This window comes from Halomonas zincidurans B6 (assembly GCF_000731955.1).
Taxonomy (GTDB): Bacteria; Pseudomonadota; Gammaproteobacteria; order Pseudomonadales; family Halomonadaceae; genus Modicisalibacter; species Modicisalibacter zincidurans.
In genome coordinates, this window is record NZ_JNCK01000001.1 from 540,971 (window position 1) to 560,312 (window position 19,342).

Sequence of the window (19,342 nt, forward strand, 5' to 3'; positions counted from 1 at the left end):
CCTAGGAACGCTTCTCGGGCCAGATACCGCTCGGCCGGAACAGCATGATCAGCAACAACAGCACCGCGAATATCAACAATCGCAAGGTGCCGAAATCCCGCAGCAATTCAGGACCGAGGACCACGATAAACGCCCCCAATATGACGCCGGGTATCTTGCCCATGCCGCCAAGCACCACTGCCAGCAGAATCAGTACCGACTGCTGGAAGCTGAAGCTCTCCGGCGAGATGGCACCCAGATTGACCGAGAAGAAGATGCCCCCAATCGCCCCGAAGATAGCGCCGATGACATACGCCGCCAGCTTGGTTGTGACCCGATTGATTCCCATCGCCTCGGCGGCGTCCTCGTCGTGGCGCACATAGAGCCATGCTCGCCCCAGGCGGGAATCGAACAGCCGCTGGCTGGCGATGTAGGCCAGCACCGCCAGCACCGCGAAGACATAGTAGAAGTCGATCGAGCTGTCGATATACCAACCGAACAGCGATGGCTCCGGAATCTGTGACAGACCGCTGGCGCCGCCGGTGATCTCCAGGTTGCGCGCGGAAAACCGCACGATCTCGCCAAAGCCCAGCGTCACGATGGCCAGGTAGTCGCTGCGCAGGCGTAACGTCGGCCCGCCGATAATCACGCCGGCGAGTGCTGCGGCCATCAGCGCGAAGGGAATCGCCGCCCAGAAATTGACGCCGAACTGCTGGGTCAGAATGCCCGCGGTGTAAGCGCCGACAGCAAAGAAAGCGGCGTAGCCGAGATCGAGCAGTCCGGCATAGCCGACCACGATATTCAGTCCCAGACAGAGCACCACGTAGAGCAATGCGTTAGTCAGGATCACCGTGGTGTACTGACTCGAGATCCACGGCGTGACAATCAGGATCACGAGAATCACCGCATGCAGCGCACGCCGTCGTCCCGGCGACTCGAAGGCCGCATACAGGCGTTGAAACGGATTGCGTGACTGCGGCTCGTCGGCATCCGACGGCGTGGATAGCGAATGTTTGTCCATGTCACATCCTCTCCACTTCGGATTTGCCCAGCAGGCCGGTGGGCTTGAACACCAGCACCAGGATCAGGATCGAGAAAGTGAAGACGTCTTTCCACTCGCTGCCGATAAAGGGAATGTGCGTCCCGAAGGATTCCAGCAATCCCAGGATCAGGCCGCCGAGCATCGCCCCGGTGATGCTGCCGATCCCCCCGATCACTGCGGCAGTGAAGGCCTTGAGCCCGATCAGAAAGCCCATGAAGTACCAGATGCTGCCGTAGTACGCGCCCGCCATGGTGCCGGCAGCCGCTGCCAGACCAGAGCCGATGAAGAACGTCACCGCAATGACGGCGGAGACGTTGATTCCCATCATTCGGCACATGTCCTTGTCGATGGAGACCGCACGCATGGCACGCCCGTACAACGTCTTGGAGACGAACAGCTCGAGCGCGATCATCAATACCGCGGCGGTCGCGACCAGCACGATCTGGTTGTAGGAGAGAAACAGGTTCCCCAGGTTCAAGCCGCCGAACCCAAGCTCGGTGCGAAACGCGGTGTACTGGCCGCCGGTCAGTGCCAGTGCCGCGTTCTGCAGCACCAGCGAAACGGCCAGTGCGGTAATCAGGATCGACAGCCTCGGCGCGCCAAGCATGGGATGATAGGCCACCCGCTCGATCAGCACGCCGAGACATCCGACCGCCAGCATTGCCAGCAGCATGGCGACGAAGATGCCGAGCCAGCCGGCGCCGAGAAATCCAGAAACCAGCGACAGTCCGCCGAAGCCGACGAAGGCACCGGTCATGTAGAGATCGCCGTGGGCGAAGTTGAGCAGTTTGATGACTCCGAACACCATGGTGTAACCGAGCGCCACCAGGGCATAGAAAGAGCCCAGCACCAGCCCGTCAACGAGCTGCTGTAGAAAGGAATCGTACCAGGTCATGAGCGTGCATCTCTGGACAGCGGAAAGGGCGGACGAACAGGTTGCACTACGTCATTTTCAGCAACGTCATTTTCAGCAACGTCATTTTCCGCGACGCGTATCGTCATCTCCGGCTCGAGCTAAAGCTCGAGCCGGAAAGCTAGCCGTTATTTTTCGTAGCGGGTCCACTTGCCGCCTTGACCTTCGAGGACCACGAAGTTACTGCGTGCCAGCGTATGCTGCGGGGTAAAGGAGATCGGGCCGGCCAGCCACTCCTGGCCATCGGCACTGTTCAGCGCCTTGATGATGGCATCGGCGTCTGTCGAGCCGGCCTGGTTGATGGCCCAGACCATCAACTGCAGGCCATCGTAGGCGAGTGGCGCATACGGCCCCGGCGCGTTATCGAACGTGGACCGATAGTCGCTGATGAACTGCTGGGCGGCCGGCAGGAAGTCGGCGGTGGGGTTGGAGAAGGCGAACACGCCCTCGGCGGCCTGGCCGGCGATATTGAACAGTTCCGGCGAGTTGGAGCCATCGCCCACGGCGATGGTGCCCTGGAAACCGCGCTGACGCAGCTGGCGGATCAGCAGGCCACCGTCGGCATAATAGGCGGTCCAGAATACGGCCTCGGCACCGGAGCCGCGAATCTTGTTGACCAGCGCGGAGAAGTCCTGCTCGCCCTTGTTGACGTATTCGAAGGCCGAGACGGTGTGGCCTGCCTTGGTCCAGGCATCGCGGGTCAGGTTGGCCAGATCCTGGGAATAGGCATCCCCTTGATTGACGATGGCCAGCTTCTCGATGCCCTTGCCTTCAAAGAAGTCGAGAGCGGTCTTGGCCTGATCGTTGCCCGTCGAGTTGATCATCACCGCGTTGCCCGGATTGGCCGGGATCAGTTGCGTCGAATTGGCCGCCACGATCACGAACGGGATATTGGCGTCACCGTAGATCTTGAGCGTGGGCTGCGTGGCGCCGGAGCAATACCCGCCCACCACCCCGACGACTTCCTGTGACGCCAGGCGACTGGCCGCGTTGACCGATTGCTGCGGATCACAGGCGGTATCGCCGGTCACCAGCTCAATCTGGCGGCCGCCCAGCAACCCACCGTCGGCATTGATCTCGTCGGCAGCCAGCGATATGGCATTGAACATATCCTTGCCGTAGGTCGCTTCGGAGCCGGTCGTCGGTACCTGAACGCCCAGTGTGATGGGGTCTTCCTGCGCCATGGCAAGAGAGCCGGTGGCGAGATTGACGATGGCCGCGGAGGCCATCAATTTGAGAAATTTATCCATACAGCGATTACTCCCTTTAGCGCTTATTGTTACTTGTTTGTTCGTACTGCAAAGGGGTCGGACGTTGCGCCCTTCCGAGCTTGGGCCGCGTTGAATGCGGTTTTTTCATCCTGCCATGGAAAGTTACGTTCTGACACCATGCTTTCTGTTGATACCGACTATCGATATCGACTGCCGATACTGATCGTTTGTATAAAATATACAGAAGCGCCGTCAAGCAGCATTTCGTTGTATACGTCGCCTTTTGGGGCGTGCATGCCTCCAACGTCTGCAGCGTCGCAGCACAGGTGTATCAACAACCCGCTAGGGCTCGCTCAGCCTTTCCCTTTCCTGACAGGGCTCGGCCCGCCTAACCGAAGCGGGCGAGTCGATAGGGTTCGAGTGGTGGCAGGTTCTCTCGATCGATTGACGTGACGGGCGCGCCATGCTCGCTTGGCCCGGCTAGATCGGCGATCAGCTCGGCGGTGATCGCCGACTGGGTCAGTCCCAGATGGTGATGGCCGAAGGCCAGCAGTACGCGGCCGCCGTACACATGATCGATGATCGGCAACGAATCCGGCAGCGAGGGGCGAAAGCCCATCCACGGCGTGGCGCCCTCGACGTCGAGATCGGCCTTGAACAGGCCTCGGCTCAGGTGGTGCAACTGCCATGCCCGCGCCATGTTGGGCGGTGCGTGCAGTCCTGCGAATTCCACGGTACCGGCGAGCCTGAGCCCGGTTTCCATCGGCGTCATGATGAAGCGGCGTTCCAGCGAGGTGACCGCGAAGGGCAACCGATTGTGTTCGCGAGGCAGCATCAGGTGATAGCCGCGCTCGGTATCCAGCGGCACGCGCTTGCCGGTGAGCTGGGCGGTCAACGCTGCCGAATGCGCGCCGCAGGCGATGAGCACCTGGCGGGCCACGAGCTGTTGGCTGTCGGTGACGAGTCGAACGCCGGACTCGACGACTTGCGCCGAGCGCACCGTCTCCTGGGCGAAGCGCACGCCCTGGCGGCGGGCCGCTTCCACCAGTGTGGTGACAACCCGCCAGGGATCCAGCACATGTCCTGTGGCAGGAAAGAACAACCCGCCGAGCAGATCCTCCGAAAGCTGCGGTGCCGCGCGCTGGATCGTTTCGCGCTCCCACCACTCGACCGGCACCTGCTGTTCGCGCATGCGCGACTCGAGCGCTGCGAGTTTCTGACGTGACTCGGGTTTTTCGTAGACCAGCAGCGACCCACCCACTTTCAGCAGATGAACGCTGTCGACCGACGCCAGCAGGCGTTGCCACGCCGCCAGGCTGCGCTCGTTGAGGGCGCGGATGCCGGCCACACTCTGGCGGAACGGTGCTGGTCGCAGGTTCAGTACCAGCTGCGTCAGCCACGGCAGCGCGCGGGGCAGATATTTCCAGTCCAGCCGCAGCGGGCCCATCGGATCCATCAGCATGCCGGGCAGGGATTTCAGAATCGACGCATCGGCGATCGGGAAGACCTGTTCGGTGGCCAGATGGCCGGCATTGCCGTAGGAGGCGCCGCGCCCCGGCTCCTGGGTATCGAGTACCAGTACGCGGTGCCCCTGACGCGCCAGCGCCAGAGCGCTGGTCACGCCGACGAGGCCGGCACCGACGACGACGATATCGATATCGGCCGACGCCGAATGGGATGGGTCCGACATGCGCTACCTCATGACCAGGGCGATAACGAACGAGTAATGGCTCACGCGCTACGCAGGCTCTTGTCCAGCACCGCCGCGATGCCTTCCGCGGCGTCCTTGATATGAGTTTCCAGTAGCTGACAGGCCTGGTCGATGTTGCCCTGCCGAGCCAGCTGCAAGAGCTCGCGGTGTTCCTGTTCGGCCTTCTCGATCTCGCGGGTATAGAGCAATTGCATGCGGATATAGCGTCCCGCCTTGGTGTTCAACTGACCAACCATGGCCAGGGTTTCGGGCAGCGCGGAGGAGGCATACAAGGCGTGGTGAAACGCGCAGTTGTAGTCGCTCCAGTTGTCGATCTGACTGCCGGAATCGAGCGCTGCATCGTATTGGCGAAGAATGCCTTCGGCACGATCGAGATCCGCCGCCGTCAGATTGGGGATCGCGTAGCGCAGTACGTATGTCTCGAGCAGAATGCGCAGATCGAACAGCTCGCGAATCGCGGCCACGGAGAGCTCGGTGGTGAACGCGCCGCGATGGGCGTGGAACTCCACCAGCCCCTCGGACTCCAGGGTCAGCAGTGCCTCCCTGACGGGAATGCGGCTGACGTCGTAATCTCTGGCCAGCGCGTCCTGTCGCAGCTGGGAGCCGCCCTTGAATTCGCCGCCGAGAATACGTTCGCGCAGGTCGTCCGCGACGTGCTGGGCTCGGGTCTTGAAAGTTGCCATGGTTAGCGAATATCCCGTTGATTTTCGGATATTGTATCCAATCCAAAAATCGAACGCCGACTTTTCAGGCGGCGCTGGTCTGGGCCGACCACTGCGCATACCATTCGCGGAACAGCGCGTACTGAGTCTCGACGTAACGCCGCTGTGCTTCGCTCAAGGCATCGCTCTCGTTGAAGTGCAGCTCGTAGGCGCTGTCGCCATTGAGCACCATCAGTTGCTTGTAATAGAGCACCAGGTCGACCCCCTCATCGAAGGAGGAGAGCACCGCCAGCGCGGATTCCAGTTCGTGGGCCAGGCGTCGCGCCTCGACGTCGCCCTTGGCGGCTTTCTGGCTCAGCGCGATCAGTTGCAGTACTTCCCGGGGCAGCGCGTTGCCGACCCCGGTGATCGCGCCGGTGGCGTTGCAGTTGACGAAGCCGTGGACGACCTGGGTGTCGACGCCGATCATCAGGCTGACATCGTTGTCCTGGGAGGTAATGTGCTCCGCCGCATAGCGCAGATCGTCGGCGCCACCGAACTCCTTGAAACCGATCAGATTCGGGTGCTCGCGACGCAACTCGAAGAACAGCTCGGCACGGGTGGTGAAGCCGTAGTACGGGCTGTTGTAGATCACTGCCGGCAGCTCGGGGGCGGCGTTCAGAATCGCCGCGAAGTGCGCCTTCTGAGCGGCCGGTGCGGTGCCGCGGGAGAGCACGCGGGGAATCACCATCAGCCCTTGCGCGCCGACCCTGGCGGCATGGGTGGCGTGAGAGACCGCTTCTTTTGAGTTGACCGCGCCGGTGCCGACGATGGTAGGCACGCCGGCGGCGACCAGCCTCGTCACCCCTTCCTGACGCTCGGCTTCGCTGAGCAGCGGCCAGTCGCCCATCGAGCCGCAGTAGACCACGGCGCGCATGCCGAGATCGACGAGCTCGCGCCCCTTGGCGACCAGCGCATCGTAATCCGGTGCGCGGTCGGCCGTGCACGGGGTCATCAAGGCGGGAATACAGCCGGAGAAGATGGAGTGGTTCATGGTTGTCCTCTGGAATCTCTGAGTATTGTGGTCGGAACAGTGTCTCGAAGCGTTGCTATGACGCGGTGATGCCCCAGGCAAACGGGTCGTTGTCGTCGATCAGTAGCGTGGCATCGGCGGTGACGTAAGCGTTGCCGGTGATGGAGGGCAGTACTCGATCGTCCCGCCACTCGTAGCGTCCTTCGAAGCGGCTACCGGTGATGCCGGCCTGCACCCAGGTCTCGCCGGGGGCCAGCTTGCCGTCCGCCGCCAGGCAGGCCAGCTTGGCGCTGGTACCGGTGCCGCAGGGGGAACGGTCATAGGCCTTGCCCGGGCAGAGTACGAAGTTGCGACTGTCGGCCGGTGTAATGGTATCGGCGTCGGTGGCGACGTCATCGGCGAACAGCTCTATGTGGTCGATGTGGCCGCCGTTCTCGCCGCTGATTGCCTGCGTATCGAGCGCTTGGCGGATCGCCCAGGTAAAGGCTGTCAGTGCTTCTTCGTTGGCCAGCGTCACCGTCTGGTCATGCTCGCCGACCAGAAAAAACCAGTTGCCGCCCCAGGCGATATCGCCATGCACCACGCCGTAGCCGGGCACCTCGACCGGGACGCGCTGGCGATAGCGGTAGGCGGGGACGTTGCGTACCGTCACCGCGCCGTCTTCGTGCAGCGTGGCGCTGACCGGTCCGACGGGGGTATCGATCCTGTGATCGCCGGGCTGGATCAGGCCGAGATGCTGCAGCGATGCCACCAGGCCGATCGTGCCGTGACCGCACATGCCCAGATAGCCAGTGTTGTTGAAGAAGATCACGCCGCAGGTCGCGCCCGGTGAAACGGGTTCGCAATAGAGCGCACCGACGAGAACATCGTTGCCACGCGGCTCGAGCAGACAGGCACGACGCCAGTGGTCATGGGATTCCCGCAAGGCGTCGCGCTTTTCGACCAGGGTTTCGCCCGGCAGGGCCGGGAAGCCGTCCATCACCAGACGCGTCGGTTCGCCTCCGGTGTGGGAATCGATGACATGGATGCATTTCATGCACGCTTTCCTCTGCTCTGGCGGGTCCATGACGCATGCGGCAAGGGCCGAATGAATGAGCGACCAAAATGTTGTAGATTTTATACAATCTCTAGAAGTGTTCGTGCAAGTGACTTTCAGGTCAATCGGCTTGTCGTGACTCGAAAAAACGACCAGTTTGAGAGAGATTGGAGATTCTCCAGCAATTCAGGCAAGCGTGATAAGGACGACCCATGAGCAAGCGCGCACTGGCTTTCGATGTCTACGGTACCTTGATCGACACCCACGGCGTGGTCGAGGAACTGAGCCGGCGGATCGGCGAGCGTGCCGGCGAATTCTCGCAGCGCTGGCGCGAGAAGCAGCTCGAATACGCTTTTCGTCGCGGCCTGATGGGTGCCTTCGTCGATTTCTCGCAATGCACCCGCGAGGCCCTGGAATTCGTCGACCGGGCGCTGGGTACACGGCTGTCCGACACCGACAAGGAACGGCTGATGGCTACCTATGGCCAGTTGCCGGCGTTTGCCGACGTCGCGCCGGCGCTGGAACGGCTCGGGCAACTCAGGATGCAGCGAGTGGCATTTTCCAATGGCAGCCGCCAGGCGGTCAGCCAGTTGCTTGATCAGGCCGGGGTGCTCGATCGTTTCGACGATATCGTCAGCGTCGAGGAGCTCAAGCGCTTCAAGCCGGATCCGGCGGTCTACGCCCATCTTCATCAACGTATCGAAGCCGACGCCCACGACACCTGGCTGGTCTCCAGCAATCCCTTCGACGTGATCGGCGCCAAGCACGCCGGCCTGCGTGCCGTATGGGTACGGCGCAGCGCCGAGGCACCGTTCGACCCCTGGGGCGGCGAACCCGACATGACCGTCGCCGATCTCGGCGAGCTGGCGTCGGCATTCAGTCAATGAACCTGTTCTGCTCATGAATCTTCGAGTTCCGGGCAAGCTGAAGCTCGTCAGACGCCGCGTCAGCGTGGTTCTGGTCGTGCTGGCGGCGCTCGTGGCGCTGTTGCTGGTCGTCTGGCTGTGGGTGTTGCCGGCGTATATCGACCAGCGTTTCAGCCGGATGCTGGCTGACAAGACCGGCCGTCAGGTGGATATCGAGGATGTCGCCATCACGCCGTGGCGCTCGCGGGTAACGCTGGAGGGGTTGAGCATTGCCGGCCAGGGCGATACCCCGGTGTTCGCCAGTCGCCGGGTGGTGGCGACGCTCGACTGGCGCTCGTTGACTGCAACGGGCTGGCGTTTCGAACGGATCGATCTTGAGGCGCCGAGGCTGCAACTGATCTGGCGCTCGAGCGGCGAATGGAACCTGGCCCAGCTGTTCGGCGGCAGCAGCGGCGGCAATAAAGAATCGATGCAGCTACGTATCGCTCGGCTCAACGTCAGCGATGGCCGGCTGGACTGGATCAACCGGCGGCCAGACCAGCCGTTGACGCTGACTCTAAAGGGCCTCGAGCTCGAGGCCCGCGACTACGACAACACCGCGCAGCGGCCCTTCGGCTTGAGCGGCCAGGCGGACTGGAACGGCGGCACTCTCAACGGCGAGGGCGAGATGGGCTTCTCGCCATGGACGCTGGATGTCGATCTGAGCGCCGAGCAGGTGCCGCTGACCACGCTGTCGGGCTACCTGGCCTACGTGGTTCGCGCCCAGCCGAGCGCCGGTGAAATGGGCGCGCAGATTCGCCTGCGTGCGGGCCGGGCCAGCGATGCCGGCACGCGGGTCTCCGGCGCCGGGGCAATCGAGGGCCTCCAGATGCGCGACCCCGAGGACGGCGATCCCATCGCCCGCGCCGAGCGCTTCGCCGTCGAGGGGCTGACGTTCGCCAGTGCGCAGCCCGAGCTGACCGCCAAGCGAGTGACGCTCGAGGCCCCCTGGCTCAGGACGACCATCGACGAGCAACTCGACACCAATCTCGATGCCTGGCGACCGCCGAACGATGGTTCGGGAGGCGCCGGCATGCGCTACGCGATCGACACCCTGGCCATCGAGCAGGGCGCCGTGGCTTTCAGCGACCGTCACCTGCCGCGCCCGTTCACCATCGATTTCTCGGCCTTGACCGGCGAGTGGCGTGACATCAATTCCGGCCGGGAAGGCGACGGCCAGCTGTCGCTGAAGGGCCAGGTGGCCGATGGCTCGCCGCTGCGTATCGAGGGTGCCTTCGACCCGCTGGGCGATACCTTGAGCGGCCGCCTCAACCTGCACTTCGAGCGCCTCGACCTGAAAACCTTTGCGCCTTATCTGCGCGCGTTCGGCGGCTATGCGATCGAGCAGGGCCAGGCGACGCTGGATCTCGATTATCGACTCGAGCAGGGCCGGTTAGAGGCGCAGAACCATCTCGTCCTGCGTCAGTTGCAACTCGGCGAAGAGGTCGACGCCTCGGCCACCGATCTGCCGCTCAAGACATTGATCGGCGTGCTGAAGAACGACGATGGCGTCATCGAGCTCGACATCCCCATGCGTCTCCCGCTGGATAATCCCGGTTCGGTGGATTTCGGCAGTGTCGCCGGCCAGGCGATCCGCGAGGCGCTCGAGAACCTGGTTTCCTCGCCGCTCGAGACGCTTTCCGAGGTGGCCGGGGGTGGTGGTGAAGACGGTTCGGACGCCGGCAATGACAGCGGCACGGGCCAAACGAGCGCTGCCCGGAGCGATGCCGAGTCCACGGAAAGCGACGAAGACGGTCCGACGGCGCTCTACGAGCGGGCCCGCACTCGCCAGTGATCTTGCGGCGCCCGATTGGCTGATGACGGTCGCGCTGGGCTAGTCTGAACACAGCATCACTCGATTGCACGGGGAAGTCATGTCGCCACGAGACCCGGACTCCAGCCGTTATCGCCGCCTGCTCTGGCTGACCTGCCTGCTGGGCGCGATGCTGCTGGCCTGGGCGGCGAGCGCCCAGCAGCCGTCCCAAACCCAGCGCCATGCGCTGGTATTGACGCTGCAAGGCAGCGTCGGTCCGGCGACCAGTGACTACTTTCAGCGCGGCCTGGAAAAGGCCCAGCGCGACGGTGCGGCGCTGGTGGTACTGCGCCTCGATACGCCCGGCGGGCTGGCCGTGGCGATGCGCGACATGATCAGCGCGATGCTCGCATCAACGGTGCCGGTGGCGGTGTACGTCGCCCCCGAAGGCGCGCGTGCCGCCAGCGCCGGCACCTATCTGGTATATGCCAGCCATGTCGCGGCGATGGCGCCGACCACCCATCTGGGCTCGGCGACGCCGGTGCGTATCGGCGGCGGCGAACAGCCCGATGAGAGCGCGGACGAGGGCGATGCCAGCGGCAACCAGGCTGAGGATGAAGGCCCGCGGCGCGGCGACACCGCCATGCAGCGCAAGGTACTCGAGGACGCGGTGGCCTACATTCGCAGCCTTGCCGAGCGCCAGGGGCGCAATGCCGAGTGGGCCGAACGCGCGGTGCGCGATGCCGTCAACCTGACCGCCCGCGAGGCGCTCGATGCCAACGTCATCGAGGTCATCGCCGGCGACGTTGCCGAACTGCTGGAGCGCATCGACGGCCGTGAGGTGGTGATGGCCGACGGCACGCGCAGCCTGGAAACCGCCGGGCTGTCCCTCGAACGTTTCGATCCTGACTGGCGCACCAAGCTGCTGAGCGTGATCAGCGACCCCAACGTCGCTTACCTGCTGATGATCGTGGGTTTCTACGGCCTGGTCTTCGAGCTGATCAATCCCGGCATGCTGGTGCCAGGGGTGGTTGGCGGCATCAGCCTGTTGCTGGCGCTGTTCGCCTTCCAGGTGCTGCCGATCAACTACGCCGGGCTGGGGCTGATCCTGCTGGGGCTGGCGCTGATCGTCGGCGAGGCGATGATGCCCAGCTTCGGGGTGCTGGGCATCGGCGGTATCGTCGCTTTCGTGGCAGGCTCGGTGATGCTGATGGACGATCGCAACCTGGCGGTGTCGCTGCCGTTGATCGGTGGGGTGGCGCTGGTCGCCTCGGGGTTCATGCTATGGGTGATGCTGCGTTTCATGCATCTGCGGCGCCGCCCTCCACGTGCCGGGCAGAGCGAGCTGATCGGCGCCGAGGCTTGCGCGCTGGAGGCTTTCGGTACGCCCCAACAGCGGCACGGCCACGTGCGGTTGCGCGGTGAACGCTGGCGGGCGCGCAGTGCTCGGCCGGTAAGCACCGGCCAGCGGCTGCGCGTGGTCGCGGTCGATGGACTGACCGTCGAGGTTACTACCGAGCCTGGCGTATCCACGCAGGAAACACCCGCATCGAATGCTCTTTCACGGCCGAAACCAGGAGGTCCGACATGATGCTTTACTATCTTGTGCCGATCGTGCTGCTGCTATTGCTGATCGCTGCTTCGATCCGCATCCTTCCCGAGTACAGGCGCGGAGTGGTGTTCTTCCTCGGGCGTTTCCAAGGGGTCAAGGGGCCGGGGCTGTTCATCATCATCCCGGTGATCCAGAAGATGCAGGTGGTCGATCTGCGGCTGGTCACTCTCGATGTGCCCGAGCAGGACGTGATCTCCCAGGACAACGTCACCGTCCGCGTCAACGCGGTGCTGTACTTTCGCGTCGTCGATCCCGAGAAGGCGATCATTCAGGTCGAGCACTTCGCCACCGCCACCAGCCAGCTGGCCCAGACCACGCTGCGCTCGGTGCTCGGCAAGCACGATCTCGACGAGATGCTCTCCGAGCGCGATCGGCTCAACGACGACATCCAGGAGATCCTCGACGTGCAGACCGAAAGCTGGGGAATCAAGGTGGTCAACGTCGAGATCAAGCACGTCGATCTTGACGAGAGCATGATCCGCGCCATCGCCCGTCAGGCCGAGGCCGAACGCGAGCGGCGCGCCAAGGTGATTCATGCCGAGGGCGAACTGCAGGCCTCGCAGAAGCTGCTCGAGGCGGCCAACGTGATGTCGGCCAACCCGGCGGCGCTGCAGTTGCGCTACCTGCAGACGATGAGCGACATGAGCGCCAAGAACGCCTCGACGATCGTCTTTCCGTTGCCGCTGGACGTGATGGAGGCGTTCCGCGCGATGCGCGGCGAGCACGCCACGCCCCCGACCGATGACCCTGCAGCGCCTGAGCGTCAGCGTCCATAGACGCGCTGCATCGCCTCATCGCTGTAGGCGCGACCATAGCGGCGCAGGGCATACAGGTACATGGCCAGCCCGAAGATCATCCAGCCGCCGAACACCAGCCATTCGACCGCGGTCAGCGCCGAGGGGCTGCCGGGCAGGTACAGGCAGGCCATGGCGAAGGACAGCACCACGGCGAGACCGCCCACCAGCTTGCCTCCGGCGACCCGGAACGGCCGCTCCATCTGCGGCTCGCGCGAGCGCAGCACCATGAACGACAGCGCCACGAACAAATAGGCGATCACGATGCCCAGCCCACCGGCATCGACCAGCCAGACCATCGCCGGGCGGCCCAGGAAGGGGGCGATGCTCGACAGTGCGCCGATCATCACGATGGCATTGGTGGGCGTTTTATAGATCGGGTGCAGCTTGCCGAGGAAGGCGGGCAGCATGCCGGCGTGAGCCAGCGCGTAGATCGCCCGCGAACCGCCGATGTAGAAGGCGTTCCAACTGGTGATGATCCCGGCAATGCCCGCCAGGACCATCAGCTTGCTGCCCCACGGACTGGCGAAGACCGCGGCCATGGCGTCCGGCACGCTCAGCGAACTCGTGGTGAGCGCCTCGTGGTCGAGCATCAGGCTGGTGCCGAGGATGATCAGCGAATACCAGGCCACCGCCATCAGCACCGCGATGATCAGCACCTTGCCGATATCGCGAAACGGCAGGTCGATCTCCTCCGCAGCCTGGGGAATCACGTCGAAGCCGACGAACAAGAACGGCACCAATACCAGCACCGCCATGATCCCGCCGGCCCAGCCGCCGCTGGCCTGGTGATTGAACAGCGGGGCCATGTTGACGCCGTCCCCGGCGAACAGCGCACCGGTTATGAACAATACCCCGACGACCAGGATCAGCCCGGTGACCAGCTTCTGGACCAGCGCCGCCGTGCTGATGCCGAGGTAATTGATGGCCATCATCGCCAGCGAACCGATCACGCCCACCGCCACCCAGGTGGCCTTGACGTCCCAGCCGGCGACGGTCCACAACAGGCCGACATCGTAGCCGGGCAGCAACTGCTCGAAGACGGTGGGAAGCGCCACCGCCTCGAACGACACCACGCTGACGTAGCCCAGCACGATGCTCCAGGTGCACAGGAAGGAGGCGAAATGCCCCAGCGCGCGGTAGCTGTAGACGTGCTCGCCGCCGACCTTGGGCATCGCCGCGGCCAGCTCGGCGTAGGTCAGCCCCACCAGCAGCACGGCGATGCCGCCGAGGATGAAGGCGAGGATGGCGCCGAGGCTGCCGCCATCGAGGATCGCGTTGCCGGTCAGCACGATCCAGCCCCAGCCGATCATGGCGCCGAAGGCCAGCGCCAGTACGTCGCCCCGCGCGAGTACGCGTACTAGTGTGTGGTCATGCGAAGTCTCATTCATGGGTATTCCAGCCGTGTTGGTGGTCGTCCGTGATGGTCCGCCGCGAGTGGCCGGGCGGGGCCTGTCCTTCAAACCTATTCATCAAAATAGCAGTGGGGCGGAGCCGCGTTGTACAGCTCGCCAGGCTGGCGTTGAGTTGGATTGGCGATATCACCGAGGTCTAGGCTAACTTGCCTTGTTAGGCGCAGTTGTCCGCGACCGCTGACCTGCGCATGAAAAGCCAGGTAGGGCATCCAACTTTCAAGGAGATTGATCATGCATATTACTCGGAAATCGATTTTCGTCACGGGCGCCGGTAGCGGCATCGGCCGTGCCACCGCCGTGGCGCTGGCACGCAAGGGCGCGCGGTTGACGCTATCGGGCCGACGCAAGGAACCCCTCGAAGAGACGGCGCGCCTGGTACGAGAGGCCGGCGGCGAGGCCTTGGTATTGGCCGGAGACGTCAGCGACGAAACCTGGCAGCAAAGCACCCTGCGCCAGATCGTTGCGCATTTCGGCGGTTTGGATGGCATCGTCAATAGCGCGGGGAGCGTGAGTGCGGGCGAGCTAGAAACGATCGAGCCCGGCGATATACGCAAGCAAGTGGAAGTCAATCTCATCGCACCGATACTGCTCATTCGCGCCGCCTTGCCCAGCCTGCGCCAGAGTGAAGCGGCCGTTATCGTCAATGTTTCGTCTTCCATCGGTCTGGTCGGGATGCCTTTCTATGCGCCTTATGCCGCGACCAAGGGCGGGCTTGCGCGGTTTGGCGAGGCCCTGCGGCGGGAACTCTCCGATGAGCGCGTACACGTCATGACCGTCTACCCCAGTGCCACGGATACGCCGATGATGGAGACGGCCGACTCCGGCGATAAAGCGGGCTACGAGACGCCCGAAGCGGTCGCCGACGCGCTGGTGGCCGGTCTCGAAAACGACGCTATCGATGTGATCCGTGGCGGGGATGACTTCATTGATCTGGTTAAAACCAATCACGACAATCCGCGCAAGGCCGACAGCCTGATCGAGGAAAAGAAAGCCAGTCTCGAACAGCGCGCTGCGCGCCATCGCAGCATGTGAGAGGTGTCCGGCTTGAGGACCTAATAGTTGACGGCATGATCGGGAAGCTGCGTGTCGATCGAGGCGGGCTTGATCAGCGTCACCGCGATGGGTGCCCGCTCCTGCTCGGTTTCGAGCCGAAAGGCATCGATGAACCCTTTGATCGCATGCTTGGACGCCGAGTACATGCCCTGAACCGGAAGCGCGAACTCGCAAGCGGCGCTACCCACCGCGATGATCGCGCCCCCGTATTGCCGCAAATGTTTGCGGGCGGCGGGCGAGCCGAAAACGACACCCCAGAAATTGGTATTGAACAGTCGGCGGTACTCCGCCGACGAGGGCGCATCCTGCCGCTTTGCGCAGCGTCTGGTTGATCGACATCCTTGCCTTCCTGTTCTTCCGTAACTTTTTTCGTCATTTGGGCCATACGGCCGGGGATGCTGGCGTTATCGCGCTTTCAGGAAACGACCCAGAATTTCCGCGACCTCATCCGGGCGTTCTTCGGTAATCCAGTGCGCGGCGTCTACCCATTCGAGGCGTGTATTGGTAGCGTCGCTTTGAGCTTCTCCGCGTACTCGGGTTTCTGAAAGGGATCGTGACGCCCCAGAGCACATCCGGCTCTGCGCTTCGATGGAGACGTTGGCATCGTCGGGCTTGTCGGACTTGCCGTAGTTGAGCAGGTCCGGCGCGATCACGCGATGCGTGCGTGCCAGGGGCGGGATGACGTTGCGCCAGAGCAGGCTGGACGTCGGAATGCCATGCAGCAGAAGCACCGGCGGGCCCGCGCCCTGCTCGAGGTACGCGATGCGATGGCCGCCGACGTGTAGGTATTGATGATTGAAGTTGCTCCATCCATGCGTTTTTTCCTTGGCTGTTCCTTCAACTGTTCCTCCACTCTAGTTGTCATTGGAGGCGGTTTCTTGCATGAATTTAACTCTTTTTGCCACCGATCGCAGACGCTCACTTCGAAGCAGTGACGACGATTCCGGTTGGCCAGGACGCGGCGAATGATCTAGTTGTACCAGTGGTTCCATTTGCGTTGCGGTGAGTGGTTCGCCAAACGCATGCCAACACCGCATGGGCGGAAAGGAGGCATCATGCCCCGGCATATCATATTCGACGTGAACGAGACGCTGCTCGACGTTGCGGCGCTCGATCCTTTCTTCGAGCGGCTGTTCGGCGATGCTCGTACGCGTGTCGAGTGGTTTCTGACCCTGGAAGAGAGCTGGCTTACGGCAACCGTCATCGACCGCTACCAGCCCTTCGGTGAGCTGGTCCAAGGCGCCTTGACCATGACCGGTCGGCGACGGGGAATCGACGTGACCGACGCTCAGCGACAGGAACTGGTGGAGGGACTCAAGACGCTGCCGCCCCATGCGGACGTGCTGCAGGCATTGCAATCGCTGCGCGACCATGGCCTGCACCTCACCGCCTTGACCAACGGCAGCCTGGACACGGCGAAGCAGCAACTGGCATCGGCCGGATTGACGGACTGCTTCGACGCCATCATGGCGGTGGAAGAGGTAAAGCGCTACAAGCCAGCCCCCGAACCCTACCGGATGGTCGCGGAGCGCCTGGGCATCACCACGGCCGAGATGACGATGGTTGCGGCACACGCGTGGGACATCGCCGGTGCGGCGAGTGCCGGCTGCCAGACGGCGTTCGTCGCGCGGCCGGGCAAGGTGCTCAACCCGGTGGGGATCCAGCCGGACATAAAGGGAGACGACATGCGAGAGGTCGTCGAGAAGATCCTCGCTCGCCAAGCCTAGGATTTTCGCACCGCAAGTCGATCGAGACGCAGTCGCTCACGCGCGTCGAAGAGCCGAACCCGTCAACTCGCACTGCAGATGAATGAGGCCGGTCAGCGATGGACACTGAAGCGAGATCGCATGGCGGCCTGGCGGCCACCCAGCATGCCCTGGATCAGGCCGACGTCGAGTAGCAGGTCTGTCGTGAACCGATAGCGGAACACGGCGGCGATGTTGCCGACCTCATCGGGCCGGGGCAGGCCGGTGACGGTTTCCAGCGGTTGGGCATCGAGGCGCTGCTCGACGGCTTGTTGAGCAAGCGTGAGGATCTCTTTCTTGCGCGCGCGGTAATCGTCCGATTCGACGCGTGCTTTCACTTGCTGCCAGACCGTGGAAAGAAACGCCGGCCAATGGGCGATCCCCCGATAATAACTGGCGACCCCCGGGTGGGCATGAGTAGCCTTTATATCCTCGAAGATCGCTTTTACATCGGCCGGCGCCTCCTGCTCGCTCAGCATGGCGAGCGCCCGCGTGCCGGGCGCTACGGCGCGTGGCAGGATGGCGCTATCACGCGGAGCGGGAACGAGCCCAAGGTCGAGACAGGTCGCGAGCAGTACGAGCTTGGGCAGGACGTAGTGGATGCTGTCGGTAAACGGTTGGATATCCTCCAGCGCCCCGAGCGCCGACCAATCCGTGTCGGTGGGGAGTGGATCGAGTATGGCTGCCGCCCTGAGCTCATCGGCGACTTCTTCGAATGCGTACGTGCCGACGCCAGGCGCCAATGCGCGCCATGCGCCATCGAAATAATCCGGCCAATTGGCAAGTGCACGGAAGAGAAAATTGTTGAACGGCACGCGCAGTATCGTCTGTATAGACTCATAGGTCTCGCGAATCTGGGCATCGGCCTTGTCCGGCGTGATGTCGGTCAGGGAAGGGAGAAGGGCTTCGCCAGCGGCCAGGCGCTGCTGATCTGCTTCGTTCATGGGCATTCCATCCAAGGCATCGAGGTGTTTACAACAACGATAGGCGTCGCTCTTCTCTGGAGCAAAACCCATCGGGCCGGACCGGTTCTTGTGCGGGTCCGTAATTCATTGCGTTGGAGAGAAGAGGGGCATATGCCTACCCTGTGCAGACAGAGCAAGGATTGGGTAGGACAGCCGCTGTGCATGATGCGGCGGACACTCTCGAAGGAGCGAGTGATGAGCGATGAACGGACGACCCTGGGCGATGCACAGTCTCGCCTGGAGGCGATCTACAGCGATCTCGATATTGCCGAGGAGACGCGGCGTCGGCTGGCGCAACCTGCGCTGACCCTGCAGGTAAGTATCCCCGTACGCATGGACAACGGCTCGTTACAGGTCTTCCAGGGCTGGCGTGTGCAGTACGACGATACGCGGGGACCGGCGAAGGGGGGGTCCGCTTTCATCCAGACGTTACCGCGGACGAGGTGACCGCGCTCGGCTTCTGGATGGCGATCAAGTGCAGCGTCCTCGATCTGCCCTTTGGCGGGGCGAAAGGGGGCGTGTGCGTCGACCCCAAGGCCTTGTCGCGGCTCGAGCTGGAGCGGATCTACCGCCACAAGCACGCGACCCGCGAGCTCAAGGGCATGGTCTATTGCGAGTCGTCGCTGTGCGAGGAATCCGGGGTCGAGCGCATGAGCAACGCCGACCTGCTGGCGCTGGGTGTCGATGTGCTGGTGCTCGCTCGCCGCCCTGGAAAACCAGATCGATGACGCCAATGTCGGTCAGGTGCGGGCCAAAAGCATTCTTGAAATCGCCAATGGGCCGATCACCGCGAATGCCGACGCCACGCTCGAGGAGCGCGGCGTTACCGTCCTTCCGGATGTGCTGGCCAACGCTGGGCCGGGCTCCTGGCTGGGCAACGCCTTCGCGGTGATGGCGGCGTTGGCGATGGCCTCGAACTTCACGCTGTGCCGCACCCGTCCCGGCGTCGACATGACGCCGATGCTGGTGCTCTCGGGGCTGCTGGTCGCCGCTGCGGCGTGGCTGGCAGGGCTGGCCGCCGGAGACGCCGTGGTCGTGCCCACGGCGGCCCAGGCCGGCTACCTGGCGCTGCTCTGCCTGGTGCTGCTGCCGCTGGGCTTCACGCTGATTCAGCGCGGGCCGCTGTATCTGACGGCGGCCGATGTCAGCCTGCTGATGCTGCTGGAAACCGTCACCGGCACGCTATGGGTGTGGTGGCTACTCGGTGAGACGCCTGCGCCGCTGGCCTTCGTCGGCGGCGCGTTGGTAGTGGGCACGCTGATGACCAAGGGCCTGCTCGACCGGCGTCGCGAACGCGCGGCAAGCGGCCCCGCGCGGGGTGAAGCCGCTGGCGATAGCTGCTAGACTCCGCCACTTGTCGTCGATAGCCTTTAGACCAAGGTCGCAACCTTTCGACGGCTGACGCACACACCCGGCTACCAACCACGGGATCGACACGGCCATGCCCTCGAGTGCCGCGAGCAGTCCACCCTAGCGAACCGCCTGCCTCCCCGCGTGCCCGGCACGCCGCGACGTGAGCGTGCCTTGGGCATTC

General features: G+C 63.6%; 17 protein-coding genes and 2 pseudogenes. 8 read left to right on the plus strand and 11 right to left on the minus strand.

Annotated features, from left to right (window positions below):
* Window position 1: 1 nt before the first annotated feature.
* The 7 genes from HALZIN_RS0102560 to HALZIN_RS0102595 all read right to left on the minus strand — a co-directional run bounded on the left by HALZIN_RS0102560 (window position 2) and on the right by HALZIN_RS0102595 (window position 7,566).
* Window positions 2–1,000 carry a branched-chain amino acid ABC transporter permease gene (locus HALZIN_RS0102560; RefSeq protein ID WP_084173293.1) on the minus strand — a complete coding sequence of 333 codons (999 nt, stop codon included), beginning with the start codon at window positions 998–1,000 and terminating at the stop codon, window positions 2–4.
* Between the two features lies 1 nt (window position 1,001).
* Window positions 1,002–1,916: a branched-chain amino acid ABC transporter permease gene (locus HALZIN_RS0102565; protein ID WP_031382686.1), complete on the minus strand. Its 915-nt coding sequence runs from the start codon at window positions 1,914–1,916 to the stop codon at window positions 1,002–1,004.
* A gap of 146 nt (window positions 1,917–2,062) precedes the next feature.
* On the minus strand, window positions 2,063–3,184 hold the full coding sequence (locus tag HALZIN_RS0102575) for a branched-chain amino acid ABC transporter substrate-binding protein (RefSeq protein ID WP_031382687.1): 1,122 nt from the start codon (window positions 3,182–3,184) through the stop codon (window positions 2,063–2,065).
* 349 nt (window positions 3,185–3,533) lie between these two features.
* Window positions 3,534–4,835 (minus strand): NAD(P)/FAD-dependent oxidoreductase, encoded by a 1,302-nt coding sequence (locus HALZIN_RS0102580; protein ID WP_031382688.1) that lies wholly within the window; start codon window positions 4,833–4,835, stop codon window positions 3,534–3,536.
* A gap of 41 nt (window positions 4,836–4,876) precedes the next feature.
* Window positions 4,877–5,539: a GntR family transcriptional regulator gene (locus tag HALZIN_RS0102585; protein WP_031382689.1), complete on the minus strand. Its 663-nt coding sequence runs from the start codon at window positions 5,537–5,539 to the stop codon at window positions 4,877–4,879.
* A gap of 64 nt (window positions 5,540–5,603) precedes the next feature.
* Window positions 5,604–6,551, minus strand: a complete 948-nt coding sequence (locus HALZIN_RS0102590) for a dihydrodipicolinate synthase family protein (RefSeq protein WP_031382690.1) — start codon at window positions 6,549–6,551, stop codon at window positions 5,604–5,606.
* A gap of 55 nt (window positions 6,552–6,606) precedes the next feature.
* A complete protein-coding gene (locus HALZIN_RS0102595) occupies window positions 6,607–7,566 on the minus strand; it encodes a 4-hydroxyproline epimerase (RefSeq protein WP_031382691.1) in 960 nt (319 codons plus the stop codon).
* Between the two features lie 212 nt (window positions 7,567–7,778).
* On the opposite strand from HALZIN_RS0102595, the gene HALZIN_RS0102600 reads away from it, so the two are divergent.
* The 4 genes from HALZIN_RS0102600 to HALZIN_RS0102615 all read left to right on the plus strand — a co-directional run bounded on the left by HALZIN_RS0102600 (window position 7,779) and on the right by HALZIN_RS0102615 (window position 12,612).
* Window positions 7,779–8,453, plus strand: a complete 675-nt coding sequence (locus tag HALZIN_RS0102600) for a haloacid dehalogenase type II (RefSeq protein ID WP_031382692.1) — start codon at window positions 7,779–7,781, stop codon at window positions 8,451–8,453.
* 13 nt (window positions 8,454–8,466) lie between these two features.
* Window positions 8,467–10,266 (plus strand): DUF748 domain-containing protein, encoded by a 1,800-nt coding sequence (locus tag HALZIN_RS0102605; RefSeq protein WP_031382693.1) that lies wholly within the window; start codon window positions 8,467–8,469, stop codon window positions 10,264–10,266.
* 79 nt (window positions 10,267–10,345) lie between these two features.
* Entirely contained in the window at window positions 10,346–11,815 is a 1,470-nt protein-coding gene (locus HALZIN_RS0102610) for an NfeD family protein (RefSeq protein ID WP_035575105.1), read from the plus strand.
* A complete protein-coding gene (locus HALZIN_RS0102615; protein ID WP_031382695.1) occupies window positions 11,812–12,612 on the plus strand; it encodes a slipin family protein in 801 nt (266 codons plus the stop codon). The genes HALZIN_RS0102610 and HALZIN_RS0102615 overlap by 4 nt, the downstream gene beginning before the upstream one ends.
* Here HALZIN_RS0102615 and HALZIN_RS0102620 read toward each other — a convergent pair.
* Window positions 12,600–14,021 (minus strand): APC family permease, encoded by a 1,422-nt coding sequence (locus tag HALZIN_RS0102620; RefSeq protein ID WP_031382696.1) that lies wholly within the window; start codon window positions 14,019–14,021, stop codon window positions 12,600–12,602. The two genes, HALZIN_RS0102615 and HALZIN_RS0102620, sit on opposite strands and share 13 nt — an antisense overlap.
* Before the next feature lie 255 nt (window positions 14,022–14,276).
* Between HALZIN_RS0102620 and HALZIN_RS0102625 the strand changes: the two genes are divergently transcribed.
* A complete protein-coding gene (locus HALZIN_RS0102625) occupies window positions 14,277–15,077 on the plus strand; it encodes an SDR family NAD(P)-dependent oxidoreductase (RefSeq protein ID WP_031382697.1) in 801 nt (266 codons plus the stop codon).
* A 20-nt stretch (window positions 15,078–15,097) separates the two neighbouring features.
* On the opposite strand, the pseudogene HALZIN_RS0102630 reads toward HALZIN_RS0102625, so the two are convergent.
* Window positions 15,098–15,382, minus strand: a pseudogene (locus tag HALZIN_RS0102630) (SDR family NAD(P)-dependent oxidoreductase); the annotation flags it as partial.
* 120 nt (window positions 15,383–15,502) lie between these two features.
* A complete protein-coding gene (locus HALZIN_RS0102635) occupies window positions 15,503–15,829 on the minus strand; it encodes an alpha/beta fold hydrolase (protein WP_031382699.1) in 327 nt (108 codons plus the stop codon).
* Window positions 15,830–16,153: 324 nt separating this feature from the next.
* On the opposite strand from HALZIN_RS0102635, the gene HALZIN_RS0102640 reads away from it, so the two are divergent.
* Window positions 16,154–16,825 carry a haloacid dehalogenase type II gene (locus tag HALZIN_RS0102640; RefSeq protein ID WP_031382700.1) on the plus strand — a complete coding sequence of 224 codons (672 nt, stop codon included), beginning with the start codon at window positions 16,154–16,156 and terminating at the stop codon, window positions 16,823–16,825.
* 92 nt (window positions 16,826–16,917) lie between these two features.
* Here HALZIN_RS0102640 and HALZIN_RS0102645 read toward each other — a convergent pair whose 3' ends face one another.
* Window positions 16,918–17,787 (minus strand): halocarboxylic acid dehydrogenase DehI family protein, encoded by an 870-nt coding sequence (locus HALZIN_RS0102645; RefSeq protein ID WP_031382701.1) that lies wholly within the window; start codon window positions 17,785–17,787, stop codon window positions 16,918–16,920.
* A gap of 354 nt (window positions 17,788–18,141) precedes the next feature.
* Between HALZIN_RS0102645 and HALZIN_RS18275 the strand changes: the two are divergent.
* Together HALZIN_RS18275 and HALZIN_RS18280 are read left to right on the plus strand one after the other, a co-directional pair.
* Window positions 18,142–18,536: pseudogene (locus tag HALZIN_RS18275) on the plus strand (Glu/Leu/Phe/Val dehydrogenase dimerization domain-containing protein).
* The gene (locus HALZIN_RS18280; protein WP_051907340.1) at window positions 18,493–19,152 is read left to right on the plus strand and encodes a DMT family transporter; all 660 of its coding nucleotides are present in this window, start codon (window positions 18,493–18,495) and stop codon (window positions 19,150–19,152) included. The pseudogene HALZIN_RS18275 and the gene HALZIN_RS18280 overlap by 44 nt, the downstream one beginning before the upstream one ends.
* Window positions 19,153–19,342 lie beyond the last annotated feature (190 nt).